Raw genomic sequence first — 23,054 nt, 5'->3', positions numbered from 1 at the left:
AGGAGGTGGCCGATGCAGGCTCTCGACGCTTTGCTCAACCGTGTTTCCGTTCCGCGACTGATTGACCCTGCACCCACTGCCGAGCAGCGCGAGGTGCTGTTCAGTGCCGCCATGCGCGCTCCGGATCACGGTCACTTGCAGCCTTGGCGCTTCCTGACGGTGGAAGGCGCGGCACGCGAGCAAATGGGCGAGTTGCTGGCCGAAGCGGCGAAGCTTTCGGACAGCGAAGTCAGCGAAGCGGTCATCGACAAGGCGCGCAATAATCCGCTGCGGGCGCCGCTGGTGGTGGTGGTGATTGCGCGGTTGCAGGATCACGTCAAGTATCCGAAGTCCGAGCAGTTGCTGGCGGCGGGCTGTGCGGCCCACGGGATCTTGCTGGCGGCCTATGCGCAGGGCATTGGCGCGGTGTGGCGTACCGGTGACCTGGCGTACTCGCCGCATGTGGCCAAGGGTTTGGGCCTGGCGGAGGGGGAAGAGGTGATTGCTTTCCTGTACCTGGGCACTCCGCAGAAAGAACCGCGGGTGGCCGAGAAGGTCGACCTGGCCGAGTTTGTCAGCGCCTGGTCCGGGAAGGTCTGACACCGCAAACCCTGTGGGAGCGAGCTTGCTCGCGATAGCGGCAGTACATTTAACATTGAAGTGACTGAAAAACCGCCATCGCGAGCAAGCTCGCTCCCACAGTCGATCTGTGTCATTCAGAGTCGGGGTGACAGCCTCAGGGCTGTACGACAGCCCCCGGCACCAACGGCAATTCCAGGCTGGCAATGAACCCGCCTTCAGGGTGATTGGCCAGTACCAGGCAGCCGCCATGGCGCTCCGCCGCTCGCCGTGCGATCGCCAGACCCAGGCCGTGTCCGGCTGCGGTCTGCCCCGGTGCACGATAGAACGGCTCACCGAGCTGGCTCAAATATTCGGCACTGACCCCAGGCCCGTGATCGCGCACGGTCACGACGATCCGCTCACCTTGGCGCAGCGCCTGCATTTCGATCGGCAGGCCACCCACCGGATTGAAACGCTGGGCGTTGCGCAGCAAGTTGTCGACGGCCCGTTCGATCATGGTCGGCCAGCCCTTCAGATTCAGTTGCGACTCGGCTTCGAGGTGTACCAGCTGCTCGGGTGAAGCGAGTTGAGCATCCTTCTGTAAGGTATTGAGCAAGGCATTCAGATCCACCTCTTCGGCACTGGCGTTATCGGAGTCGACCCGCGCCAGCACCAGGATTTCGCTGATCAGCGCTTCCAGTCGGTCACATTCCCGGGTCAGGCGCGGCCATAGCTGTTCCCGTTCCTGTGGGCCGGCCCGTTCGGCGAGCGCCAGCGCGATACGCAGACGGGCCAGAGGCGAGCGCAGTTCGTGGGAGACATCGCGCAACAGTTGCCGCTGGCTGCCAATCAGACTCTGCAGGCGCGCACCCATGCGGTTGAAGTCATTGGCCAGGACGCCAAACTCATCGCGACGGTTGGCCAGCTTGACCAGGCTGTTCTGTTGATACGTGGTTTGTCCCAGGTCATGCACCGCTCCGCGCAGACGGCTGAGCGGGCGAGTGATGGAAAAGGTCACCAGCAGGCTGAACAGGGTCAGCACCACCAGGGCGATTCCCAGGGCACTGAGCGGCCAGAGCAGGCTCTCGCGGTGCCAGGCGTTCAGTTCCGGGTGTGGAATGCGATAGATGAACAGGAAGGTGTCACCGGTTTTTTCACTGGTGAACTCATCGGTCAGACGCCGCCATGGCAGGCGCCGGTCATCATTGTTCTGGCGCGCCTCAAAGGCCGCCGCACGTCTGGGGAAGGTGCCGCGCACCACCGGATCGCCGCTTTCGTTAAGCACCTGAACGTCGATGTGATACTGGCGTTTGCGTTGCTGGAGAATGTCCTGGGCGGCGTCTTCGCCCTGACTTTCGTAAGTCTGCGTCCACTGTTCGGCCAGCGTGTTGAGGCCCGGGTGGCGGCTGAGAATCCATGCGTCCTGGTTGAGCATGTGCCCGAGCAGGATGGAAAGCCCTGCAACCAGAGCGATGGCCAGCCAGAAGCTGGCCAGGATACGCCAGAACAATGAACGCACAGGAAATCCTCAAACAAACACAGAATCCCATGTAGGAGCGAGCCTGTGGCGAGGGGGCTTGCCCCCGTTCGGCTGCGCAGCAGTCGTAAACCCGTTACATGCGGTTTAACGTTGAGATGCCGGGGTCGCTTCGCAACCCAACGGGGGCAAGCCCCCTCGCCACACAGGCTCGCTCCTACAGTAGATCAAAAGCATCAGACCCAACGGCGTTCAGCCGTCGGGTCCGGGGTCAGCGCATTATTGCGCTTTTTGCGGTTGTTGCGCTTTCCACGCCTTGAACTCGGTCCATTCGGCGCGACGCTCAGCCTGTTTCTTCTGGATCTCGTCGAATTGCTTCTGTTGATCCGGTTTCAGCAGTGCCCGTACGTCAGCTTCGGCTTTCTTGTGGTTGGCGGCCATTTCATCTTTCATGGCTTTCTGGTCGGCTGGCGAGAGTTTCTCCAGGTACTTGTCAACCAGTTGCTTACGCTCGTGCATCTGCTCGCCCATGATCTTGCGCATCTGCTCGCGCTGTTCGCGGCTCAGGTCCAGTTCACTGTACGGGCCTTTGCCGTGCATGCCGTGCATCTGACCACCGTGGCGCGAACCGTCCATCGGCCCACCCATCGAGCCTGCGCCTTCAGGCATGGCCAGGGCAACGGTCGGCAGGGCAGCCGCGAACATCAGAGCGATAAGAGTCTTGCGCATGGTGAATCTCCTTGTCTCGTTCCCGGTACGTTCCGGATGAGTACAGATTACGCAGATCAAGGTCAGCGGCAGTCAGCGAAGAGTAAAGCTTGGGTAAAGACGATTTCGCGCCGACCTGACAAAACTTCAGATGACTGTAGGAGCGAGCTTGCTCGCGAAGATTTCGAGGTCGGCGCTTCTTGTCAGACAGTGCACGTCATCGTTCACGTCCATCGCGAGCGAGCTCGCTCCTACAGGGGGCACATGGTTTCAGAGGCTGTAGTAGTAGCCGCGGCTGCGCAGGGCCACGATGCGCGGACGGCCGTCGGGGTGTGGACCGATCTTCTTGCGCAGGTTGCTGACGTGCATGTCCAGGCTGCGGTCGTACAGGGTCAGCTTGCGGCCGAGGGCAATCTGCGCCAGTTCCTGTTTGTCCAGGGGTTCGCCGGGCTGCTTGAGCAGGGCTTCCAGCAGCCGGCTTTCGGAAACGGTGAGGGTGAACTCCTGCTCGTCGATGCTGACCACGCCGCGCACCGGGCTGAAACACAGGTCGCCCAGCTCCAGCTGGCTGGACACCGCTGCCGGGTGGCTACGGCGCAGGACGGCGCGCAGGCGGGCGGTCAACTCTCGCGGGTCGCAGGGTTTGGCCAGGTAATCGTCGGCGCCAAGTTCCAGGCCGAGAATACGGTCCAGGGGCTCGCCCCGGGCCGAGAGCATCAGCACCGGCAAATCCGGGTGATCGCTGCGCAACTGCTTGAGCAGTTCCAGGCCGCTGCCATCGGGCAACATCACATCCAGTACCACGGCCGCCGGAGCGGTTTCGGCCAGCGCACGGCGCGCGCTCTGGCCGTCGTGACAGGCTCGTACCTGAAACCCTTCCTGGCTCAGCCAACTGCTCAGGAGCTCACACAGCTCCTGGTCATCATCAATCAGTAACAGCTCGCTCATGACTCACTCAATTTAGCCATTGTCGACGTTTTCGACTTGCTCCACTGGCGAAGATACCGCAGAGCAGCGCCAATAGCGCTACCCCGGCACCAATGACAAACCATTGTTGCTGGTCGGTCAGCAGACGCGGCAGCGGACTGCTGGCCTGGGCTTCCTTGAGTTGCAGCTTCAAGCGCTGGTTCTCCTGGCGCAACCGGGCCAGCAGCGGGCTTTCGCGTTCGCCATCGGCATCGGCAGTTTGCAATTGTTTGCTCAGCTCTTCCCGTTGCCGTTCGCTTTCTTTCAAGCGTTGCTGCAGCTCGGTGATCTGGCTGCCGGCGCTCAAGGAAAGGGGCGTCGAGTTTCCACCCTCGGCGTATTCTTCACCGTGGGCGGGCGCCCCGATCGACAACGTGACCAACATCAGACACAACGGACCCTTGCGCATCGCGACTCCTGATTCCAATACGGGTATTGGGCAAGTTGTCGGCCGATAAACAGGAATAATGAGCGATTGAGAACGCGATGAACCGACAAGGTTCATCGCGTGGGGGATTTGTTACGGCAGGACTTGCTTGAACGGCTTGACCAGAACGTTGGCGTAGACACCGGCAGCAATGTACGGATCGGCGTCGGCCCAGGCCTGGGCGGCGCCCAGGGAATCGAACTCGGCGACGATCAGGCTGCCGGTGAAACCCGCCGCGCCCGGATCATTGCTGTCGACGGCCGGGTGTGGGCCGGCCAATACGATGCGACCTTCGCCCTTGAGCGCTTGCAGGCGCTCGAGGTGCGCAGGCCGTGCGGCCAGGCGGGCTTCCAGGGAGTTGGCGACGTCTGTGGCAATGATTGCGTAAAGCATGTCAGTCCTCGGTTTTTGGCGTAGTGGTGTCGGCATCGTGCAGATGGCGGGACAGGTAAATGCCCTGGCCGATCAGGAACAGCAAAGTCATGCCCAGGCTGCCGAAGACCTTGAAGTCGACCCAGTAGCTCTGGAAGGTGAACGCGACAAACAGGTTGGCGGCACCGCAAAACAGGAAGAAAGCGATCCAGGCGATGTTCAGGCGTGTCCAGACCGGCTCCGGCAAGGTCAGCGCGTGGCCCATGATGCGTTTGATCAGCAGGCTGTCACCGACGAAGTGGCTGCCGATGAACGCCAGGGCGAACAGCCAGTTGACCACCGGGGCTTTCCACTTGAGGAACGTCTCGCTGTGGAAGGCCAGGGTCAGGCTGCCGAAGACCAGGCAGGCGATGAGGGTCAGCCACTGGCTCTTTTCCAGCTTGCGCTGTTTGACGAACAGCGTGCCGTAGACCACCAGGGAACTGACGATCAGCATCGCGGTGGCGCTGTAGATACCGCCTACAGTGAGCTCATGGCCGGCGATGTCGACGACCCGTGGGTCGATTTTGAAGACGATGAAAAACAGCAGGAGCGGGATGAAATCGATGAATTGTTTCACAGTGGCAGCCAGAAGCAGGATGTGGCGGCATAATAACAAACATATGGGCGCGCGATAGCGCCAGCTGATTTGAGGTTACAAAGCCCTGTGAATGTTGATTTGCACTGCCATAGCACGGCCTCCGATGGCGCCCTGGCGCCTGCGGTTCTGGTGGCGCGGGCGTTCGAGAAAGGCGTGCGAGTCCTGGCCTTGACCGATCACGACACCCTTGAAGGGCTCGACGAGGCGCGGCACGCGGCTGCCGCACTGGGGATGCAACTGGTCAACGGCGTCGAATTGTCCTGCACCTGGGGTGGCGCGACCATTCATGTGCTGGGCTACGGTTTTGACGTGAACGCCGCGCCGCTGGTCGAGGCCATCGCCAGATTGCATGATGGCCGTTGGCTGCGCTCCGAGGAAATCAGCCGCAAACTGGCGCTCAAAGGCATGCCGGGGGCGCTGGATGGCGCCCGGGAGATCCAGCAGGCGCTGGGCGACAGCGGTAACGCGCCGGCCCGCCCGCACTTTGCGGACTGGATGGTGCGTGAAGGTTTCGTCAAGGATCGCGCCGAGGCGTTCCGCAAATGGCTGGGTGCCGGCAAGCTGGGCGACGTCAAGCAACACTGGCCGACCCTGGAAGAAACCGTCGAAACCCTGCGCGCGGCCAAGGCCTGGGTCAGCCTGGCACACCCCTGGCACTACGAATTCACTCGAAGCAAGCGACGTCGCCTGATTGCCGACTATATTCAAGCAGGGGGCCACGCCATCGAAGTGGTCAATGGTTACCAGCCTGCCGAACAAGTGGGCAGCCTGGCCATTCTGGCCCGCGAGTTCGGTCTGCTGGTCAGCGCCGGCAGTGATTTTCATGGCCCCGGAGGCTGGTCGGAGATCGGCGAATACCGGCCGCTCCCGGAGGATCTGCCACCGCTATGGTGTCGATTCAAACATGACCCAGTTATTGCCGCCGTCTGAACAGGTAGAGAATGTGAGTCAATTTTTCCAGATTCATCCGGAAAACCCGCAAGCGCGCCTGATCAAGCAGGCAGTCGAGATCATCCGCAAGGGCGGGGTGGTGATTTATCCCACAGACTCTTCCTACGCCATTGGTTGCCAGATCGGCGACAAGGTGGCTGTGGAGCGCGTTCGGCGCCTGCGGCAGCTGGATGAAAAGCACAATTTTGCGCTGATCTGCAGCGATTTGTCGCAACTGGGACTGTTTGCCAAGATCGACACCGGCACTTTCCGCATTCTCAAGGCTCATCTTCCGGGGCCTTATACCTTCATTCTCAACGCCACCCGCGAAGTGCCGCGGTTGTTGTTGCACCCCAAGAAACGTACCATCGGCCTGCGCGTGCCGAGCCACCCGATTGCCCTGGCACTGCTGGAGCAGCTCGGCGAGCCGTTGATGAGCGTGACCCTGATCATGCCCGGCGATGAAGATCCGTTGACCGACCCGCACGAGATGCGCCAGTTGCTCGAGCACCAGGTCGACCTGATCATCGATGGCGGCTTTGGCGGGATCAAGGCGTCCACCGTGATCAACCTCGCCGACGGCGAACCGGAAGTCATCCGCGTCGGTTGCGGCGACCCTGCGCCGTTCATGGTCGAGGCCTAGATGTCCGCAGTAGAACCCGTCGACAGTCAGGCCGGAGCCCAGCAGGAACTGCCCTTCGCCATGGTCTACGGCCAGGCGGTCATGGAAATGCCGCTGGACCTGTACATCCCGCCGGATGCCCTCGAGGTCTTCCTCGAAGCCTTCGAAGGCCCCCTCGACCTGCTGCTGTACCTGATCCGCAAACAGAACATCAACATCCTCGACATCCCGGTGGCGGAAATCACTCGCCAGTACATGGGCTACGTCGAGTTGATGCAGTCGGTGCGCCTGGAACTGGCCGCCGAGTACCTGGTGATGGCCGCGATGCTGGCCGAGATCAAGTCGCGGATGCTGCTGCCGCGGGCCGAAACCATCGAAGACGAAGAGGACGACCCGCGCGCCGAACTGATCCGCCGCTTGCAGGAATACGAGCGTTTCAAGGCCGCCGCCGAAGGCATCGATGGCTTGAGCCGCGTCGGTCGCGACGTGGTGGTGCCCAAACTCGACGCCCCGGAGGCCCGGGCTCGCAAGTTGTTGCCGGACGTGCGCCTGTCCGAGTTGCTGTTGTCCATGGCCGAGGTATTGCGCCGTGGCGACATGTTCGAAAGCCATCAGGTCAGCCGCGAGGCGCTGTCTACCCGCGAGCGCATGAGCGATGTGCTGGAGCGGCTCAAGGGCGGCGGTTTCGTGCCGTTTGTCGAGCTGTTCACCGCTGAAGAAGGGCGCCTTGGCGTGGTGGTGACCTTTATGGCGATCCTTGAGCTGGTCAAGGAATCCCTGGTCGAGCTGGTGCAGAATGAGCCATTTGCCGCGATCCACGTGCGAGCCCGAGCCGAATAACGAGTCGAAACATGAACCTGACTGAACCCCGTGACCTGGCACCCTTGCTTGAAGCCTTTCTGTTGGCTTCGGGAAAGCCGCAATCCTTGGAAAGCCTGTTCGAGCTCTTCGAGGAGGGCGAGCGCCCGGAACCGCCGGTCTTCAAGAAGGCCCTGACAATGCTCGCCAAGTCTTGTGATGGCCGCGCGTTTGAACTCAAGGAGGTGGCCTCGGGGTACCGCCTGCAAATTCGCGAGAAATTTGCGCCGTGGGTCGGGCGTCTGTGGGAGGAGCGCCCGCAGCGTTACTCCCGCGCCATGCTCGAAACCATGGCCCTGATTGCCTATCGTCAGCCGATCACCCGCGGCGAAATCGAAGACGTGCGGGGGGTGGCGGTCAACAGCAACATCGTCAAGACCTTGATGGAGCGCGAGTGGATCCGCATCGTCGGCTACCGCGACGTACCTGGCAAACCGGCGATGTTCGCCACCACCAAGGCGTTCCTCGATCACTTCAACCTGAAAAACCTCGACGACTTGCCACCCTTGGCGGAGCTGCGCGAGCTGGAACCGGACCCGGTGCTCGATTTCGACGACGCCCCCGTACCCGCCGGGTTGCAAGAGTTGGCCGACGCCAGCGCGGAACCGGAAGTACCGAAGGAAGAAACCAGTTTCCACACGCTGTTGCTGGAGCTCGATAGCATGGAGGAGGGGATCAAGACCGATTTCGATGATCTGTTGCGTGATGGCGCGGTGACTGAGTTTGATTCGGAACAGCCCGACATCGAGCCTGAACCTGAAGTTGCCCGGATCGAGCCTGAGCCGGACATTGAACCGGAGCCGGACGACGACATCCTCGGCGTGGCCGAGGCCCGGGAAAAACTCCTGGCTGCGGTTGCTGCGCTTGAGCAGCCAAAGCCTGAGCCTGAACTGAGCGACGAAGAGGCCGAAGCCCTGGCCCTGGCCGAAGCCATCGAGGCCGAGCGCCGTCAGTTCGAAGATTGACCGCAGCTTTTACGATCACTAAAGACCTCTGTGGGAGCGGGCTTGCCCGCGAATGCGGTGGGTCAGCCAATAAATATGCCGGCTGACACGCCCTCTTCGCGAGCAAGCCCGCTCCCACAGGGGGATGTGTTCACCGCAAGGCTGCGGGTCACCGGTCAGCGGAAAAACCAATAACCTTGCCTTGATGAGCTAGTCTGTGATGCGCAAACGCCCGCATGCGCGTATGATTCGCGACCCTTCGGCGATCTCTTCGCCAAAGTACCCAGATTTCAGATCACACCGGGAGGTGCCCAGATGAGTATCAAAGACCAGCAAGACGACCAGCCAATCGGCCCAGCAGGCGAAAAACTGCAGAAAGTCCTCGCCCGTATCGGCGTCGGCTCGCGCCGTGACGTGGAAGCCTGGATCAGCCACGGCCGCATCAAGGTCAACGGCAAAGACGCCACCCTTGGCCAGCGCGTCGACATGCACGACGCCATCACTATCGATGGCAAGGTGATCAAGCGTGAAGAGGCCGCCGAATCGGTGCGCCGCGTGATCATGTACAACAAACCCGACGGCGAAATCTGCACCCGTGTCGATCCGGAAGGTCGTCCGACCGTGTTCGACAAAATGCCGCGCCCTAAAGAGGGTCGCTGGATCAACATCGGTCGCCTGGACATCAACACCACCGGTCTGCTGATGTTCACCACCGACGGTGAGCTGGCCAACCGCCTGATGCACCCTTCCTACGAAATGGACCGTGAATACGCGGTACGTGTGCGTGGCGAAGTCGATGACGAGATGATCGAGCGTCTGAAGGCTGGTGTTGTCCTTGAAGATGGCCCGGCCAAGTTCACCGATATCAAGCAGGCGCCAGGCGGTGAAGGTTTCAACCACTGGTACCACTGCGTGGTCATGGAAGGTCGTAACCGCGAAGTTCGTCGCCTGTGGGAATCCCAGGGCCTGGTGGTCAGCCGTCTGAAGCGCGTGCGTTTCGGTCCGGTGTTCCTCAACTCCGACCTGCCGATGGGCCGCTGGCGCGAAATGAGCCAGTACGAAGTCGACATTCTGAGTGCCGAAGTCGGCCTGACGCCGGTCGCGATGCCTCAGATGAACGCCAAGAGCAAAGACAAGCTTGACCGTATGCAGCGCAAATCGTCGCGTCCGATGGCCAAGACCGAGCGCGTGCGTACCCTGCGTCCAGCCGCTGGGGGGGCTGCCGCTCCTGTTGCTCCACGTGCCAGCCGCGAGCCGCAGATCGAAGGCGAGCGTCCAGGTCGCAAACCTGCTGCGCGTCAGGACGGCGAACGTGGTCCACGCACGCCACGTCCGGCCAATGGCCGTACCGAGCGTGGCGAAGGCCGTGGTACGCCGGTAGCCGATCGCCCGGCCGACACCAAGCGCCCGGCCAAGCCGGCGCCGAAGCGTCCGGGGATCAAGCTGGTCGACGGTGACACGCCATCGGGCAAGCGCCGTGGCGCACCGGCCGGTTCCGGCCAGCGTCCGGGCTTTGGTCGTCGCAAGCCGGAGTGAGGCAGCGGTAAGCTTCAAGCTGTAAGCGACACGTTAAAAAACGCCAGCCTTCGGGTTGGCGTTTTTTTTGGCTGGCTTTAAGTGTGTGTCGTTTTTGAGGGCCTCTTCGCGGGCAAGCCCGCTCCCACAGGAGACCGGATTGTTCTGGAGAAATGCGATCCACTGTGGGAGCGGGCTTGCCCGCGAAAGCGCCAGTCGCCGCACCGGGACGTCCGAAGTGGAAAGCCAGAATTACGCCCTGTAAAGAAAACCTGACGAAATTCACAGATTAATCCCGTGAAATCGCTCCTCGTCGAATACCGTAAGAAAACTCTTACGCATCATTACCTTCCAGCGCTCTTCCAGCGCTCTGGCCCGCTTGTTTCACCGCTCCATGCAGGGTGTTATGCGCGCCATGCCTGTCGTGCAGGTGCATAACAAAAAGGAGGCGCAATGAACGCCGTATTCCATCTCCATCTCTCTGCGAGAGGCGGTTTTCCTGCCTTTCCCGTCGATGATCCGCAAGGATCTGACCCATTTTTTGCAGCCGCCCGGGCCTCCCGGGGCGGACACAGGCAATCCCGGCCATAGACACGCTTGTCCAGCGGGTCTGGCAGCAGGGGGTTACAGGTGTACAATGCGCCGCGTTTTACCTGTGACCTCCTGCGCATTTGCGCAACCCTCAAGGCTATCCGCCTTGTTCACTCCGCCGCGTCACGAGCGTGTCGGGTTCGATTTCGTCACAGATAAAAACAAACAGGTGACGCATGACCGTTGTAAATACGCTGAACTCCTGGTGCCTGCGCTGGGGTTTGATCGGTGCCGCTTAACGCCTTTCTTGAGCAGCAACGTCGACTGAACATCATCAAACCTTGCGTGAGACCCTTTTCATGAGTGGACAAAACCCGCAATCAGGCGAGCTGAAACGCGGCCTGAAAAATCGCCACATTCAATTGATTGCCTTAGGTGGTGCGATCGGTACCGGTCTGTTCCTCGGCTCGGCCGGGGTACTCAAGTCCGCCGGCCCGTCGATGATCCTCGGCTATGCCATCTGCGGCTTCATTGCTTTCATGATCATGCGCCAACTGGGCGAAATGATCGTCGAAGATCCGGTGGCCGGCTCCTTCAGCCACTTCGCCCACAAGTACTGGGGCGGCTTTGCCGGTTTCCTGTCGGGCTGGAACTGCTGGATTCTGTACATCCTGGTGGGCATGTCGGAGCTGACCGCGGTCGGCAAGTACATCCACTACTGGGCACCGGACATCCCGACCTGGGTTTCCGCAGCGGGCTTCTTTGTGCTGATCAACGTCATCAACCTGGCCAACGTCAAAGTGTTTGGCGAGGCCGAGTTCTGGTTTGCGATCATCAAGGTCGTGGCGATCGTCGGCATGATTGCCCTGGGCAGCTACCTGCTGGTCAGCGGCAATGGCGGTCCGCAAGCGGCGGTGAGCAACCTGTGGTCCCACGGTGGCTTCTTCCCGAACGGCATCAGCGGTCTGGTGATGGCCATGGCTTTCATCATGTTTTCCTTCGGTGGCCTGGAAATGCTCGGCTTCACCGCTGCAGAAGCCGACAAGCCGAAAACCGTGATCCCGAAAGCGATCAACCAGGTGATCTACCGGATCCTGATTTTCTACATCGGTGCCCTGGTGATCCTGCTGTCGTTGACCCCGTGGGACAGCTTGCTGACCACCCTGAACGCCTCTGGTGATTCCTACAGCGGCAGCCCGTTCGTGCAAGTGTTCTCGATGCTGGGCAGCAACACCGCGGCGCACATCCTCAACTTCGTGGTCCTGACTGCGGCGTTGTCGGTGTACAACAGCGGCACCTACTGCAACAGCCGCATGCTGCTGGGCATGGCCGAACAGGGCGATGCGCCGAAAAGCCTGGCGAAGATCGACAAGCGTGGCGTGCCCGTGCGTTCGATCCTGGCCTCGGCCGCCGTGACCCTGATCGCGGTGCTGCTGAACTACCTGATTCCGCACAGCGCGCTGGAGTTGCTGATGTCGCTGGTGGTGGCCACCCTGGTGATCAACTGGGCGATGATCAGCTACTCGCACTTCAAGTTCCGCCAGCACATGAACAAAACCAAACAGACGCCGCTGTTCAAGGCCCTGTGGTACCCGTACGGCAACTACATCTGCCTGGCGTTCGTGTTGTTCATTCTCGGTGTGATGCTGTTGATTCCGGGGATCCAGACATCGGTGTACGCGATTCCGGTATGGCTCGTGTTCATGTGGGTCTGCTACGGCATCAAGAACAAGCGCAGTGCTCAACATGCGTTGCAGGCGGCAGTGAAGTAACTCTCCGCAGAAACGACAAACCCGGCCATGCGCCGGGTTTGTTGTTTTCAGGCTCACACAAATCCCCGGTGGGAGCGGGCTTGCTCGCGAATGCGGTGTGTCAGCTAAGTAAATGGTGACTGACACTCCCTCTTCGCGAGCAAGCCCGCTCCCACAAGGACCGCGTCTGCCCAGTCTATTCAAGGTATCCTGCACCCTCTGAATACGGACGCTTTTCCATGCTGGTGATTTCCAACAACGTGCATCTGCCCGATGCCGAGATCGAGTTGACGGCCATTCGCGCCCAGGGCGCGGGCGGGCAGAACGTCAACAAGGTGTCGAGCGCGGTGCACCTGCGCTTCGACATTCCGGCGTCGTCCTTGCCCGAGTTCTACAAGGAGCGGTTGCTGGCGTTGCGCGACAGCCGCATCACCAGCGACGGTGTGCTGATCATCAAGGCCCAACAGTACCGGACGCAGGAGCAGAACCGCGCCGATGCGCTGTTGCGCCTGACCGAGTTGATCCAGAGTGCCACCAAGGTCGAGAAAAAGCGCCGTCCGACCAAGCCAACACTCGGCTCCAAGACTCGTCGTCTCGAATCCAAGAGCAAGCGCGGCAACATCAAGGCCGGGCGCGGCAAGGTCGACTTCTAGCGGGCGTCCCGCGCCTCGCGTTGCTTTGGTGCCTGCCGGTACAAGTAAAGGCTCAGTATCAATCCGCTCAATGCGGCGAGGGCGGCAAACAGGAAGATCGAAGCAAAACCAAAGCCCGCCGCAATGGCCCCGGCCAGCGGCCCGGTGATCCCCAGCGACAAGTCGATGAACAGCGAATAGGCGCCGACGGCTGCGCCACGGCTGGAGGCCGGCACCAGATTCACCGCTTCCACGCCCAGCGCCGGGAACACCAGCGAGAAGCCGAAGCCGCTCAGCGCCGCACCCGCCAGTGCCCAATGCGCATCCGGTGCCAACCACAGCAGCAATAACCCCAGGGTTTCCACCGACAGGCAGGCAATGGCGACGCGAAAGCCGCCGAGACGGTTGATCAGGTTGCCGAACAGCAGGCGCGCGCCGATGAAGCTGGCGCCGAACAGGCTCAGGCACAGCACCGCGTTGTCCCAGTGTTGCGTGGCGTAATACAGGGTAATGAAGGTGGCGATGGTGCCAAAGCCGATGGAGCCCAGGGCCAGGCCACAGCCGTGGGGGAAGACCCGCCCGAGCACATGCATGAACGGCAGGCGCTCGCCGGCAACGATCGGCGCGGCGGTTTTCGGCCAGGCCAGCAGCAGGCCGAGCACGGCCAGCAGCACAATGCTCACGCCCATGCTCCACAAACCCAGTTGATGGACGATCAACACGCCCAAGGGTGCGCCGACGGCCAGTGCGCCGTAGCTGGCGATCCCGTTCCAGGAAATGACCTTGGCCGTGTTCGCCGCGCCGACCCGGCCGATGCCCCAACCAATTGAGCCCGAGCCTACCAGGCTTTCCGCGCTGCCGAGAACCAGGCGGCCGATCAACAGGCTGATCAGGCTCAAGGTCGGGAGGCTCTGGGTCCAGGCCGAGATCAACATGAACACGCCGCTCAGGCCGCAACCGGCCAGGCCATACATCACGGCCAGTTTGCTGCCCTTGTTGTCGATGATCTTCCCGGCATAGGGGCGGCTGAGCAGGGTGGCCAGGTATTGCACGCTGATCACCAGGCCCGCGATCACCGCGCCGAAACCCAGGTCGCTGTGGACGTAACCGGGCAATACGGCCAGGGGAATGCCGATGTTCAGGTAGCCGATAAAGGTGAAAAGGACGATGGAAACGACTTGCAGCGTGACCGCCAGGGGGCGCTGGTTTTCAGGCATGGGTAAAGGTCCACGGTAAAGCAGGATAGATAGGCTGCTTATGATAGCGGTGTGGACGGACGTTGGTTGTGAAAAAGTAAAACTATTTGCCCGGCGGCGTCATTCAGCTTTGACGGGAGCAACCAGTTGCGTAGTGACCAGGGCGGCCAGCGCATTTTCCTGGGTGCCGAAGCGGGCGAGCAGGGCGGCTTGTTTCTCGGGGGAGAGGCGATTCCAAATCTCGATCATTTTCTCGGCGGTGCCAATCAGGACGCTGGCCTGCTTTTCATCAAAGGTTTCGCTGAGTTCATCGGTCATGGTGCGGGCTCGCGTTTCAGGCAGTGTGGAAAGCGCATGTTAGCGCTTTCCACACGGTCTGTACGGCGGGTGTTTCAGTCTTCGCTGTCAGCCTGGCGGCGGTCAGTGGCTTCTTTCGGCTCGGGCTGTTGGGCGCCGGCTTGTTGCGTGGTCGTCTGCTCAGGTACGTGCAGGCTTGGGAAGGGGAGATTAGGAATCTCGTGCATGGTTGCGCTCCTCGCTAAGTCTGTTGATAGATCTGGTAGATCCGCGCTTTAAAAAAGCCTGGGCAGGATACAGCACTGAAAATGACAAACGGACTTTTATATCCATTTGTTTCGACGGATGGGATTGTCTAGACATGACTGGAAGAGCGACACAAAACAAATGTGGGAGCGAGCTTGCTCGCGATAGCGGCCTGACAGTCAACAGAGATGTTGAATGTTATGGCCTCATCGCGAGCAAGTTCGCTCCCACAGGGTTTGGTGGTGTTATTTGCAGACTGCGGCAATCGCCTCGGCCAACAGATCCAGGCGCGTGGCATCGATGCCTGCAACGTTGGCTCGGCCGGAGTTGACCATGTACACGCTGTGATGATCCCGCAGGTTCTTCACTTGTTCTGGCGACAGGCCTGTGTAGGAAAACATCCCGCGTTGCACGCCAATGTGCGCAAACCGCTCGCGCAAACCGTGAGGCTCCAGTGCTTCCACCAGACCGCTGCGCAGTTGGGCGATACGCAAGCGCATGCCTTCCACCTCGTCAGCCCAGAGGTTTTTCAACTCCGAGTCGCCGAGGATGGTCGCGACCACGGCCGCACCGTGATCCGGCGGTGTCGACCACAGGTTGCGGGCGATGTTGGCCAGCTGGCTGCGGATATCGGTGAGCTTGTCCGCGGTTTTCGCACAGACAATCAGCGCGCCGGTGCGGTCGCGGTACAGGCCGAAATTCTTCGAGCAAGAGCTGGTGATCAGCAGTTCCGGCAACTCGGCAGCGAACAGCCGGGTCGACCAGGCATCCTGCTCCAGGCCATCGCCAAAGCCCTGGTAGGCAAAGTCGATCAGTGGCAGCAGTTCGCGCTTGCGTACGACCTCCAGCACCCGCTGCCAGTCATCCTGGGACAGGTCGAAACCGGTCGGGTTGTGGCAGCAGGCATGCAGCAACACCACGTCACCCTTGGGCGCTTCGTTGAGCACTGCCAGCATGCCGTCGACATCCAGTCGGTTGTCGCTGCCGACGTAGGGGTAATGGCTGACCTTGACCTTGGCGGCCGCGAAAATGCTTTCGTGGATCGGCCAGGTCGGGTTGCTCAACCAGACGCCGCGCCCCGGCAGGCACTGGGCGATGAAGTCAGCGCTCAGGCGCAAGGCCCCGGTGCCGCCCGGAGTCTGGGTGGCGCCGGCGCGTTGTGCGCTGATCAGCTTGGAGTCGGCGCCCAGCACCAGCTCATTGATCGCTTTGCCGAACGCCGGTTCGCCATGACCACCGATGTAGGTCTTGGTGGACTGGCGATCCACCAGGCGCTGTTCGGCAAGCTTCACCGAAGCGAGAATTGGCGTCAGGCCCTGGGCGTCCTTGTAGACGCCCACGCCCAAGTCGAACTTGCGCGGGTTCGGGTCCTGCGCGTAGGCCTCCATCAGGCCCAGAATCGGGTCGCCAGGCACTCGACCGATGGCGTCGAAGTGCATTACTTGCGCCCCTCGGCGTCCTTCGCTACTTCGTCAGTGCGCGCGGCCATGATGAAGTCGTTGCGGTGCAGGCCCTTGATCGAGTGGCTCCACCAGGTCACGGTCACTTTGCCCCACTCGGTCAGCAGGCCCGGGTGATGGCCTTCAGCCTCGGAGATTTCACCGACGGCGTTGGTGAAGGCCAGTGCATGTTTGAAGTTCTTGAACAGGAAGACCTTTTCCAGCTGCATGATGCTGTCACGTACTTCGATGTTCCAGTCCGGGATCTGCTTGATCAGGATCGGCAGTTCTTCGTCGCTGACTTGTGGGGCGTCGGCGCGGCAGGCTTCGCAATGGGCTTGGTTCAAGGTGGACATGGTGTGTTTCCTGTAATCGAGTGTTTTTATATCGGTCGACAGTGCCGTCACGCTAAACCAAAGCGACGGTGACTGACAGACTCACTTGTCAGCAAAAGTCGCGGTTCACGCGGCCTTTGGGGGGAATTTCGGCGTGTGCAGACCCATCTGCATCGCTTGCTTGACCATGCCCATGATGTCTTCGTGGGCCAAGTCGAACAGGCGCTTGAGGTTCGGCAGAACGAAATACAGGGGTTGCAGGATGTCGATGCGGTAAGGCGTGCGCATGCATTCCAGCGGGTCGAAGGCTTGGTGTTCAGGCTCGTTCGACAGGCTGTAGACGGTCTCTTTCGGTGAGGACAGGATGCCGCCGCCGTAGATGCGCTGGCCTTGCGGGGTGTCGAGCAGGCCGAACTCGATGGTCATCCAGTACAGGCGCGCCAGGTACACGCGTTCTTCCTTGGACGCCTTGAGGCCGAGCTTGCCGTAGGTGTGGGTGAATTCAGCGAACCAGGGGTTGGTCAGCAGCGGGCAGTGACCGAAGATCTCGTGGAAAATGTCCGGCTCTTGCAGGTAGTCCAGTTCTTCGCGGGTACGAATAAAGGTCGCCACCGGAAACTGTTTGCTGGCCAGCAATTCGAAAAAGGTCTGGAAGGGAATCAGTGCGGGAACCCGGGCAACCTGCCAGCCGGTGGTTTCACCGAGGACCTTGTTGATTTCGCCGAGTTGAGGAATGCGGTCGTGGGGCAGACCGAGTTTTTCGATACCGTCCAGGTACTCCTGGCACGCACGCCCTTCGATCACTTTCAGTTGGCGAGTGATCAGCGTGTTCCACACCGCGTGTTCTTCGGCGGGGTAGTCGATAAAACCTTGCGCATCGGGCTCGCGAGCCACGTATTGCGTCTGCTTCATGCTGCTCTCCTGCTAGGGGATTTCGTTCTTGTTATGTACTGCTATGGACCTAGAAATACCCCAAGGATTGCACTGTTGCAGCAGGTGATCGGCGTCTCGGGCAGGAAAAACCCTCAATAATCGTAAAGTTTTCGTTACGTTATGGTGGTTGGCGCGTAGCTATTGAGATTTGCAGGTATGAAAAACGCTTTGTCTGTCACATAATCTTGACGACTTTCTGAGCTCCTCGGCAGAAAAATATGCCCGAAGGCGCTGCAATACCCTTGTGGGAGCGAGCTTGCTCGCGATGAGGGTGTGTCAGAAGAGATTAATTTGCATGACCCACCGCTATCGCGAGCAAGCTCGCTCCCACAGGTTCAATCACTGCTTTTTCAGGCCTTTTTCATGCGTATCAAAGTCCACTGCCAGAACCGCATCGGCATCCTGCGCGACATTCTCAACCTGCTGGTGGAGTACGGGATCAACGTGGCCCGCGGTGAAGTGGGGGGTGAGCATGGCAACGCCATCTACCTGCATTGCCCGAACCTGATCAACATCCAGTTCCAGGCCTTGCGACCGAAATTCGAAGCGATTGCCGGGGTCTTCGGCGTCAAGCGTGTAGGGCTGATGCCCAGCGAGCGTCGGCACATGGAACTCAATGCCCTGCTCGGTGCGCTGGAGTTTCCGGTGCTGTCGATCGACATGGGTGGTTCCATCGTCGCGGCTAACCGGGCAGCGGCGCAGTTGCTGGGGGTGCGGGTCGACGAGGTGCCGGGTATTCCATTGTCGCGCTACGCCGAAGATTTCGATTTGCCAGAACTGGTGCGCGCCAACAAATCGCGAATCAACGGGCTGCGGGTCAAGGTCAAGGGTGACGTATTCCTGGCCGACATCGCGCCCTTGCAGTCGGAGCACGACGACAGCGAGGCCATGGCCGGTGCCGTGCTGACGCTGCACCGCGCCGACCGGGTGGGTGAACGCATCTATAACGTGCGCAAGCAGGAATTGCGTGGCTTCGACAGCATCTTCCAGAGCTCGAAAGTGATGGCCGCGGTGGTGCGCGAAGCGCGGCGCATGGCGCCGCTGGATGCGCCGCTATTGATAGAGGGCGAAACCGGCACCGGCAAAGAGTTGCTGGCGCGGGCCTGCCATCTGGCCAGTCCGCGTGGGCAGTCGCCGTTGATGGCGCTCAATTGTGCCGGGCTGCCGGAGTCCATGGCCGAGACGGAACTGTTCGGTTATGGTCCCGGTGCCTTTGAAGGGGCGCGGGCCGAAGGCAAGCTCGGGCTGCTGGAGCTGACGGCGGGCGGTACGCTGTTTCTCGATGGCGTCGGGGAAATGAGCCCGCGCTTGCAGGTGAAATTGCTGCGCTTTTTGCAGGACGGCTGCTTCCGTCGTGTGGGCAGCGACGAGGAGGTCTACCTCGACGTGCGAGTGATCTGCGCGACCCAGGTCGACCTGTCCGAACTGTGCGCGCGCGGCGAGTTCCGCCAGGACCTCTATCACCGCTTGAATGTGTTGTCCCTGCACATCCCGCCGCTGCGCGAATGCCTCGACGGTTTGACGCCGCTGGTGGAGCACTTCCTAGATCAGGCCAGTCGGCAGATCGGTTGCCCCTTGCCCAAGCTCGCCCCAGCGGCCATGGAGCGGCTCAGCCACTACCATTGGCCGGGCAACGTGCGGCAACTGGAGAACGTGCTGTTCCAGGCGGTTTCCCTGTGCGATGGCGGCACGGTCAAGGCCGAGCATATTCGCCTGCCGGATTATGGCGTGCGTCAGCCCCTTGGCGATTTTTCGCTGGAGGGCGGGCTGGACGAGATTGTCGGGCGTTTCGAGAAGGCGGTGCTGGAACGGTTGTATTCCGAGCATTCGAGCAGTCGGCAGCTGGGCAAGCGGTTGGGGGTTTCGCATACCACCATTGCCAACAAGTTGCGTGAGTATGAGGTGGGCAAGACCGAGACCTGACTTAAGCTCGCTGTGTTTGTGCCGGCCTCTTCGCGGGCAAGCCCGCTCCCACTGGTTTGGTGAACGCCACAGATCACTGTGGGAGCGGGCTTGCCCGCGAAGGCGACAGATCAGTCACTCAAGAGGCCGGCACTTGCCACCCACCGGCATGACACCGCCGGTTTTTCGTCTTTGACACAAATCACCAATCCCCTCTGATCTCCTCAAGTCCCCTGTTTGCCGGCCCCCGCGCCGCCAAAAACAAGTTGGTCTGCAAATTGCTTATGGCTCAGCAACACAGCAGTGGGCGGCAAACGTCCGGCAGGCAGAGGAAAGAGTGTGGACAAGTACCTTTATGTGGCAATGACCGGCGCCAGCCAGAATGCACTGGCGCAAAAGGCGCATGCCAACAACCTCGCGAACATCTCCACCAACGGCTTCCAGAAAGACCTGGAGCAGGCCCGTTCGATGCCGGTGTTCGGTGACAGCTTTCCGGCGCGTGCGTTTGCCATGTCCGAACGCCCGGCCACGGATTTCTCCCCGGGCTCACTGGTGGAAACCAGCCGCGACCTGGACGTTGCCGTGCAAGGCGGCGGCTGGATTGCCGTACAGAATCCCGATGGCGGTGAAAGCTACGTGCGCACCGGCAGCCTGAACGTTGACGCCCTGGGCGTGCTGCGTGCCGGCAACGGCATGCCGGTCATGGGCAATGGCGGGCCGATTGCCGTGCCGCCGGAGCAGCAGATCGAAGTCGGCGAGGACGGCACCATCAGCATCCGCGCGATGGGCGAAGGTCCGCGGGTGATGGCTGAAGTGGACCGCATCAAGCTGGTCAACCCGGACCTGAAGAACATGACCAAAGGCCTGGATGGTTCGATCCACACCAAGGACGGCAAGCCGGCGCAGGCCGATGCCGACGTCAAGCTGGTGTCCGGGTTCCTCGAGTCGAGCAACGTCAATGCCGTGGAAGAGATGACCTCGGTACTGGCCTTGTCCAAGCAGTTCGAGCTGCACATCAAGATGATGAACACCGCCAAAGACGATGACCAGGCCATGGCTCGGGTCTTGCAGATCAGCTAATTACCAGAACGTCGCGCCGTAAAACAGGCGCACGAGGAGAATCGAATGCTTCCGGCTCTATGGGTTGCCAAAACAGGTCTGTCCGCCCAGGACACCAACCTGACCACCATTTCCAACAACCTGGCGAACGTGTCGACCACGGGTTTTAAACGTGATCGCGCCGAGTTCCAGGACCTGCTTTACCAGATCAAGCGTCAGCCAGGCGCCCAGTCGACCCAGGACAGCGAACTGCCGTCGGGTCTGCAACTGGGTACCGGTGTGCGCATCGTCGGCACCCAGAAGAACTTCACCGCCGGCAGCCTGCAAACCACCGAGCAGCCACTGGACATGGCCATCGACGGTCGCGGTTTCTTCCAGATCCTGCAACCGGACGGCACCACGTCCTACACCCGTGACGGTACCTTCCACCTGGACTCCAACGGCCAGATCGTCAACGCCAGCGGCTTTGCCCTGGAGCCGGCGATTGTCATTCCGAACGACGCGCAGACCTTCACCGTCGGCCGCGACGGCACCGTGTCCATCACAGTTGCCGGCAACCCGGCTGCCCAGGTGATCGGCAACCTGCAGACCGCCGACTTCATCAACCCGGCCGGCCTGCAGGCAGTGGGCAACAACCTGTTCCTGGAAACCGCCGCCAGTGGTGCGCCGCAAGTCGGCACACCGGGCCTGAACGGTTTCGGCACCACGCTGCAGAACACCCTGGAAACGTCCAACGTCAGCACCGTTGAGGAGATGGTCAACATGATCACCACCCAGCGCGCCTACGAGATGAACTCCAAGGTGATCTCCACCGCCGACCAGATGCTCTCGTTCGTAACGCAGAACCTGTAATCAAGTCTATGGGGCGGCCATGAGGCTGCCTGCAACACCGTGAGGTAGGGTCATGAATCGCTATGTATCTGTTCTGGCACTGAGTGGGATTGCCGCGCTCGCAGGCTGCGTGCCTGCGACGCCCAAGCCCAATGACCCTTACTACGCCCCGGTGTTGCCGCGCACGCCGTTGCCGGCGGCCGCCAACAACGGCTCTATCTATCAGGCCGGTTTCGAACAGAACCTCTACAGCGACCGCAAGGCGTTCCGGGTCGGTGACGTCATCACCATCACCCTGAACGAAAGGACCCAGGCCAGCAAAAACGCCAACTCGCAAATCGGCAAGAACAGCAAGGCCAACATCGGCCTGAGTTCGCTGTTCGGCAGCAGCGCCACCACCAACAACCCGTTCGGCGATGGTGACCTGAGCCTGAGTGCCAGCTACGAAGGTGACCGCGCGACCAAGGGTGACAGCAAGGCGGCGCAGGGCAACACCCTGACCGGCTCGATCACCGTGACCGTTGCCGATGTGTTGCCCAACGGCATCATCGCGGTGCGCGGCGAGAAGTGGATGACCCTCAATACCGGCGATGAGCTGGTGCGGATTGCCGGCCTGGTTCGCGCCGATGACATCTCGACCGACAACACCGTGTCGTCGACCCGTGTCGCCGATGCGCGCATTACCTACTCGGGCACCGGCTCGTTTGCCGATGCGAGTCAGCCAGGCTGGTTCGACCGTTTCTTCCTCAGCCCGCTGTTCCCTTTCTAGGTGGCTTTCCAGTTGAGCATGTTGAACTTCAAACACCTTATGGTGGCTGCCCTGATGCTGTCGGCAGCCTTCAATGCTCAAGCCGAGCGCCTCAAGGACATCGCCAGCATTTCCGGCGTGCGTTCCAACCAGTTGATCGGCTACGGCCTGGTGGTCGGGCTTAACGGCACCGGCGACCAGACGACGCAGACCCCGTTCACCCTGCAGACCTTCAACAACATGCTTTCGCAGTTCGGCATCAAGGTGCCGCCGGGTTCGGGCAACGTGCAGTTGAAGAACGTGGCGGCCGTGTCGATCAGCGCCGATCTTCCGGCGTTTGCCAAGCCGGGTCAGCAGGTCGACATCACTGTTTCCTCCATCGGCAACTCCAAGAGCTTGCGCGGCGGCACCTTGCTGCTGACGCCACTCAAGGGGATCGACGGCAACGTCTATGCGGTGGCCCAGGGCAACCTGGTGGTCGGCGGTTTCGATGCGGAAGGGCGTGACGGCTCGAAGATCACCGTCAACGTTCCGTCGGCCGGGCGCATCCCCGGTGGTGCATCGGTGGAGCGCGCGGTGCCGAGCGGTTTCAACCAGGGCAACAGCCTGACGCTGAACCTCAACCGTTCCGACTTCACCACGGCCAAGCGCATCGTCGACAAGATCAACAACATGCTCGGCCCTGGCGTGGCCCAGGCCATCGACGGCGGTTCGATTCGCGTCACCGCGCCGCTCGATCCAAGCCAGCGGGTCGACTACCTGTCGATCCTGGAAAACCTCGAGATCGATCCGGGCCAGGCGGTGGCGAAAGTCATCATCAACTCCCGTACCGGCACCATAGTGATTGGCCAGAACGTCAAGGTTTCTCCGGCCGCCGTGACCCACGGCAGCCTGACCGTGACCATCACCGAAGACCCGATCGTCAGCCAGCCCGGCCCTCTGTCCAACGGCACGACGGCGGTGGTGCCGCGTTCGACGGTCAATGCCCAGCAGGAAGCCAAGCCGATGTTCAAGTTCGGCCCTGGCACCACCCTCGACGAGATCGTGCGGGCGGTGAACCAGGTCGGCGCGGCACCGGGTGACCTGATGGCCATCCTTGAAGCGCTGAAGCAGGCCGGCGCCCTGCAAGCCGACCTGATCGTGATCTGAGGACGG

General features: G+C 61.1%; 25 protein-coding genes. 13 read left to right on the top strand and 12 right to left on the bottom strand.

Annotated elements, in window-relative coordinates; all coding sequences use genetic code 11:
* The first annotated feature begins 12 nt into the window (after nt 1–12).
* On the top strand, nt 13–579 hold the full coding sequence (locus ACXX83_RS17085; protein ID WP_458549140.1) for an NAD(P)H nitroreductase: 567 nt from the start codon (nt 13–15) through the stop codon (nt 577–579).
* 136 nt (nt 580–715) lie between these two features.
* Here the strand turns inward: ACXX83_RS17085 and ACXX83_RS17080 are convergent, their stop codons facing one another.
* The 6 genes from ACXX83_RS17080 to ACXX83_RS17055 form a co-directional block, all read right to left on the bottom strand.
* On the bottom strand, nt 716–2,059 hold the full coding sequence (locus tag ACXX83_RS17080; RefSeq protein ID WP_458549139.1) for a sensor histidine kinase: 1,344 nt from the start codon (nt 2,057–2,059) through the stop codon (nt 716–718).
* 237 nt (nt 2,060–2,296) lie between these two features.
* The gene (locus ACXX83_RS17075; RefSeq protein WP_458549138.1) at nt 2,297–2,746 is read right to left on the bottom strand and encodes a Spy/CpxP family protein refolding chaperone; all 450 of its coding nucleotides are present in this window, start codon (nt 2,744–2,746) and stop codon (nt 2,297–2,299) included.
* Between the two features lie 249 nt (nt 2,747–2,995).
* Nucleotides 2,996–3,673: a response regulator transcription factor gene (locus ACXX83_RS17070; RefSeq protein ID WP_007975295.1), complete on the bottom strand. Its 678-nt coding sequence runs from the start codon at nt 3,671–3,673 to the stop codon at nt 2,996–2,998.
* A 7-nt stretch (nt 3,674–3,680) separates the two neighbouring features.
* The gene (locus ACXX83_RS17065) at nt 3,681–4,100 is read right to left on the bottom strand and encodes an SH3 domain-containing protein (RefSeq protein ID WP_458549137.1); all 420 of its coding nucleotides are present in this window, start codon (nt 4,098–4,100) and stop codon (nt 3,681–3,683) included.
* A 111-nt stretch (nt 4,101–4,211) separates the two neighbouring features.
* A complete protein-coding gene (locus ACXX83_RS17060) occupies nt 4,212–4,511 on the bottom strand; it encodes a YciI family protein (protein WP_102699473.1) in 300 nt (99 codons plus the stop codon).
* 1 nt (nt 4,512) lies between these two features.
* Entirely contained in the window at nt 4,513–5,109 is a 597-nt protein-coding gene (locus ACXX83_RS17055; RefSeq protein ID WP_217836020.1) for a septation protein A, read from the bottom strand.
* An 87-nt stretch (nt 5,110–5,196) separates the two neighbouring features.
* On the opposite strand from ACXX83_RS17055, the gene ACXX83_RS17050 reads away from it, so the two are divergent.
* The 7 genes from ACXX83_RS17050 to arfB all read left to right on the top strand — a co-directional run bounded on the left by ACXX83_RS17050 (nt 5,197) and on the right by arfB (nt 12,934).
* Nucleotides 5,197–6,060 carry a PHP domain-containing protein gene (locus ACXX83_RS17050; RefSeq protein ID WP_015096293.1) on the top strand — a complete coding sequence of 288 codons (864 nt, stop codon included), beginning with the start codon at nt 5,197–5,199 and terminating at the stop codon, nt 6,058–6,060.
* A gap of 13 nt (nt 6,061–6,073) precedes the next feature.
* Nucleotides 6,074–6,703 (top strand): L-threonylcarbamoyladenylate synthase, encoded by a 630-nt coding sequence (locus tag ACXX83_RS17045; protein WP_258684840.1) that lies wholly within the window; start codon nt 6,074–6,076, stop codon nt 6,701–6,703.
* Nucleotides 6,704–7,522 (top strand): segregation and condensation protein A, encoded by an 819-nt coding sequence (locus ACXX83_RS17040; protein ID WP_007975301.1) that lies wholly within the window; start codon nt 6,704–6,706, stop codon nt 7,520–7,522.
* Nucleotides 7,523–7,533: 11 nt separating this feature from the next.
* A complete protein-coding gene (gene scpB / locus ACXX83_RS17035; RefSeq protein ID WP_458549136.1) occupies nt 7,534–8,505 on the top strand; it encodes an SMC-Scp complex subunit ScpB in 972 nt (323 codons plus the stop codon).
* Between the two features lie 294 nt (nt 8,506–8,799).
* Nucleotides 8,800–10,020, top strand: coding sequence for a 23S rRNA pseudouridine(2605) synthase RluB (gene rluB / locus ACXX83_RS17030; RefSeq protein ID WP_015096290.1), 1,221 nt, complete (start codon nt 8,800–8,802; stop codon nt 10,018–10,020).
* Nucleotides 10,021–10,889: 869 nt separating this feature from the next.
* Nucleotides 10,890–12,302, top strand: a complete 1,413-nt coding sequence (locus ACXX83_RS17025) for an amino acid permease (protein WP_126046814.1) — start codon at nt 10,890–10,892, stop codon at nt 12,300–12,302.
* 218 nt (nt 12,303–12,520) lie between these two features.
* Entirely contained in the window at nt 12,521–12,934 is a 414-nt protein-coding gene (gene arfB / locus ACXX83_RS17020) for an alternative ribosome rescue aminoacyl-tRNA hydrolase ArfB (protein WP_007984117.1), read from the top strand.
* Here the strand turns inward: arfB and ACXX83_RS17015 are convergent.
* The 6 genes from ACXX83_RS17015 to phhA form a co-directional block, all read right to left on the bottom strand.
* Nucleotides 12,931–14,130 carry an MFS transporter gene (locus ACXX83_RS17015; protein WP_116580334.1) on the bottom strand — a complete coding sequence of 400 codons (1,200 nt, stop codon included), beginning with the start codon at nt 14,128–14,130 and terminating at the stop codon, nt 12,931–12,933. The genes arfB and ACXX83_RS17015 overlap by 4 nt on opposite strands.
* Before the next feature lie 99 nt (nt 14,131–14,229).
* Nucleotides 14,230–14,427, bottom strand: coding sequence for a hypothetical protein (locus ACXX83_RS17010; protein WP_102699463.1), 198 nt, complete (start codon nt 14,425–14,427; stop codon nt 14,230–14,232).
* Between the two features lie 74 nt (nt 14,428–14,501).
* Nucleotides 14,502–14,633, bottom strand: coding sequence for a hypothetical protein (locus tag ACXX83_RS17005; protein WP_015096286.1), 132 nt, complete (start codon nt 14,631–14,633; stop codon nt 14,502–14,504).
* Between the two features lie 264 nt (nt 14,634–14,897).
* Nucleotides 14,898–16,091 carry an amino acid aminotransferase gene (locus tag ACXX83_RS17000; RefSeq protein ID WP_458549135.1) on the bottom strand — a complete coding sequence of 398 codons (1,194 nt, stop codon included), beginning with the start codon at nt 16,089–16,091 and terminating at the stop codon, nt 14,898–14,900.
* The gene (locus ACXX83_RS16995; protein WP_007975310.1) at nt 16,091–16,447 is read right to left on the bottom strand and encodes a 4a-hydroxytetrahydrobiopterin dehydratase; all 357 of its coding nucleotides are present in this window, start codon (nt 16,445–16,447) and stop codon (nt 16,091–16,093) included. Before ACXX83_RS16995 ends, ACXX83_RS17000 begins: the two co-directional genes overlap by 1 nt.
* Nucleotides 16,448–16,552: 105 nt before the next feature.
* On the bottom strand, nt 16,553–17,338 hold the full coding sequence (gene phhA, locus ACXX83_RS16990; RefSeq protein WP_095963831.1) for a phenylalanine 4-monooxygenase: 786 nt from the start codon (nt 17,336–17,338) through the stop codon (nt 16,553–16,555).
* A 384-nt stretch (nt 17,339–17,722) separates the two neighbouring features.
* Between phhA and ACXX83_RS16985 the strand changes: the two genes are divergently transcribed.
* The 5 genes from ACXX83_RS16985 (at nt 17,723) to ACXX83_RS16965 (ending at nt 23,048) form a co-directional block, all read left to right on the top strand.
* Nucleotides 17,723–19,282 carry a sigma-54-dependent transcriptional regulator gene (locus ACXX83_RS16985; RefSeq protein ID WP_458549134.1) on the top strand — a complete coding sequence of 520 codons (1,560 nt, stop codon included), beginning with the start codon at nt 17,723–17,725 and terminating at the stop codon, nt 19,280–19,282.
* A 318-nt stretch (nt 19,283–19,600) separates the two neighbouring features.
* Complete coding sequence (locus ACXX83_RS16980) at nt 19,601–20,341, top strand: flagellar basal body rod protein FlgF (RefSeq protein ID WP_458549133.1); 741 nt, start codon at nt 19,601–19,603, stop codon at nt 20,339–20,341.
* Between the two features lie 45 nt (nt 20,342–20,386).
* The gene (gene flgG / locus ACXX83_RS16975; RefSeq protein ID WP_007975316.1) at nt 20,387–21,172 is read left to right on the top strand and encodes a flagellar basal-body rod protein FlgG; all 786 of its coding nucleotides are present in this window, start codon (nt 20,387–20,389) and stop codon (nt 21,170–21,172) included.
* A 52-nt stretch (nt 21,173–21,224) separates the two neighbouring features.
* Nucleotides 21,225–21,920 (top strand): flagellar basal body L-ring protein FlgH, encoded by a 696-nt coding sequence (gene flgH, locus ACXX83_RS16970; protein ID WP_015096281.1) that lies wholly within the window; start codon nt 21,225–21,227, stop codon nt 21,918–21,920.
* An 18-nt stretch (nt 21,921–21,938) separates the two neighbouring features.
* The gene (locus ACXX83_RS16965; protein WP_217838458.1) at nt 21,939–23,048 is read left to right on the top strand and encodes a flagellar basal body P-ring protein FlgI; all 1,110 of its coding nucleotides are present in this window, start codon (nt 21,939–21,941) and stop codon (nt 23,046–23,048) included.
* The last annotated feature ends 6 nt before the right edge of the window (nt 23,049–23,054 follow it).

Source organism: Pseudomonas sp. GNP012 (assembly GCF_054343835.1).
This window is presented reverse-complemented; position numbering and strand designations above follow the sequence as displayed.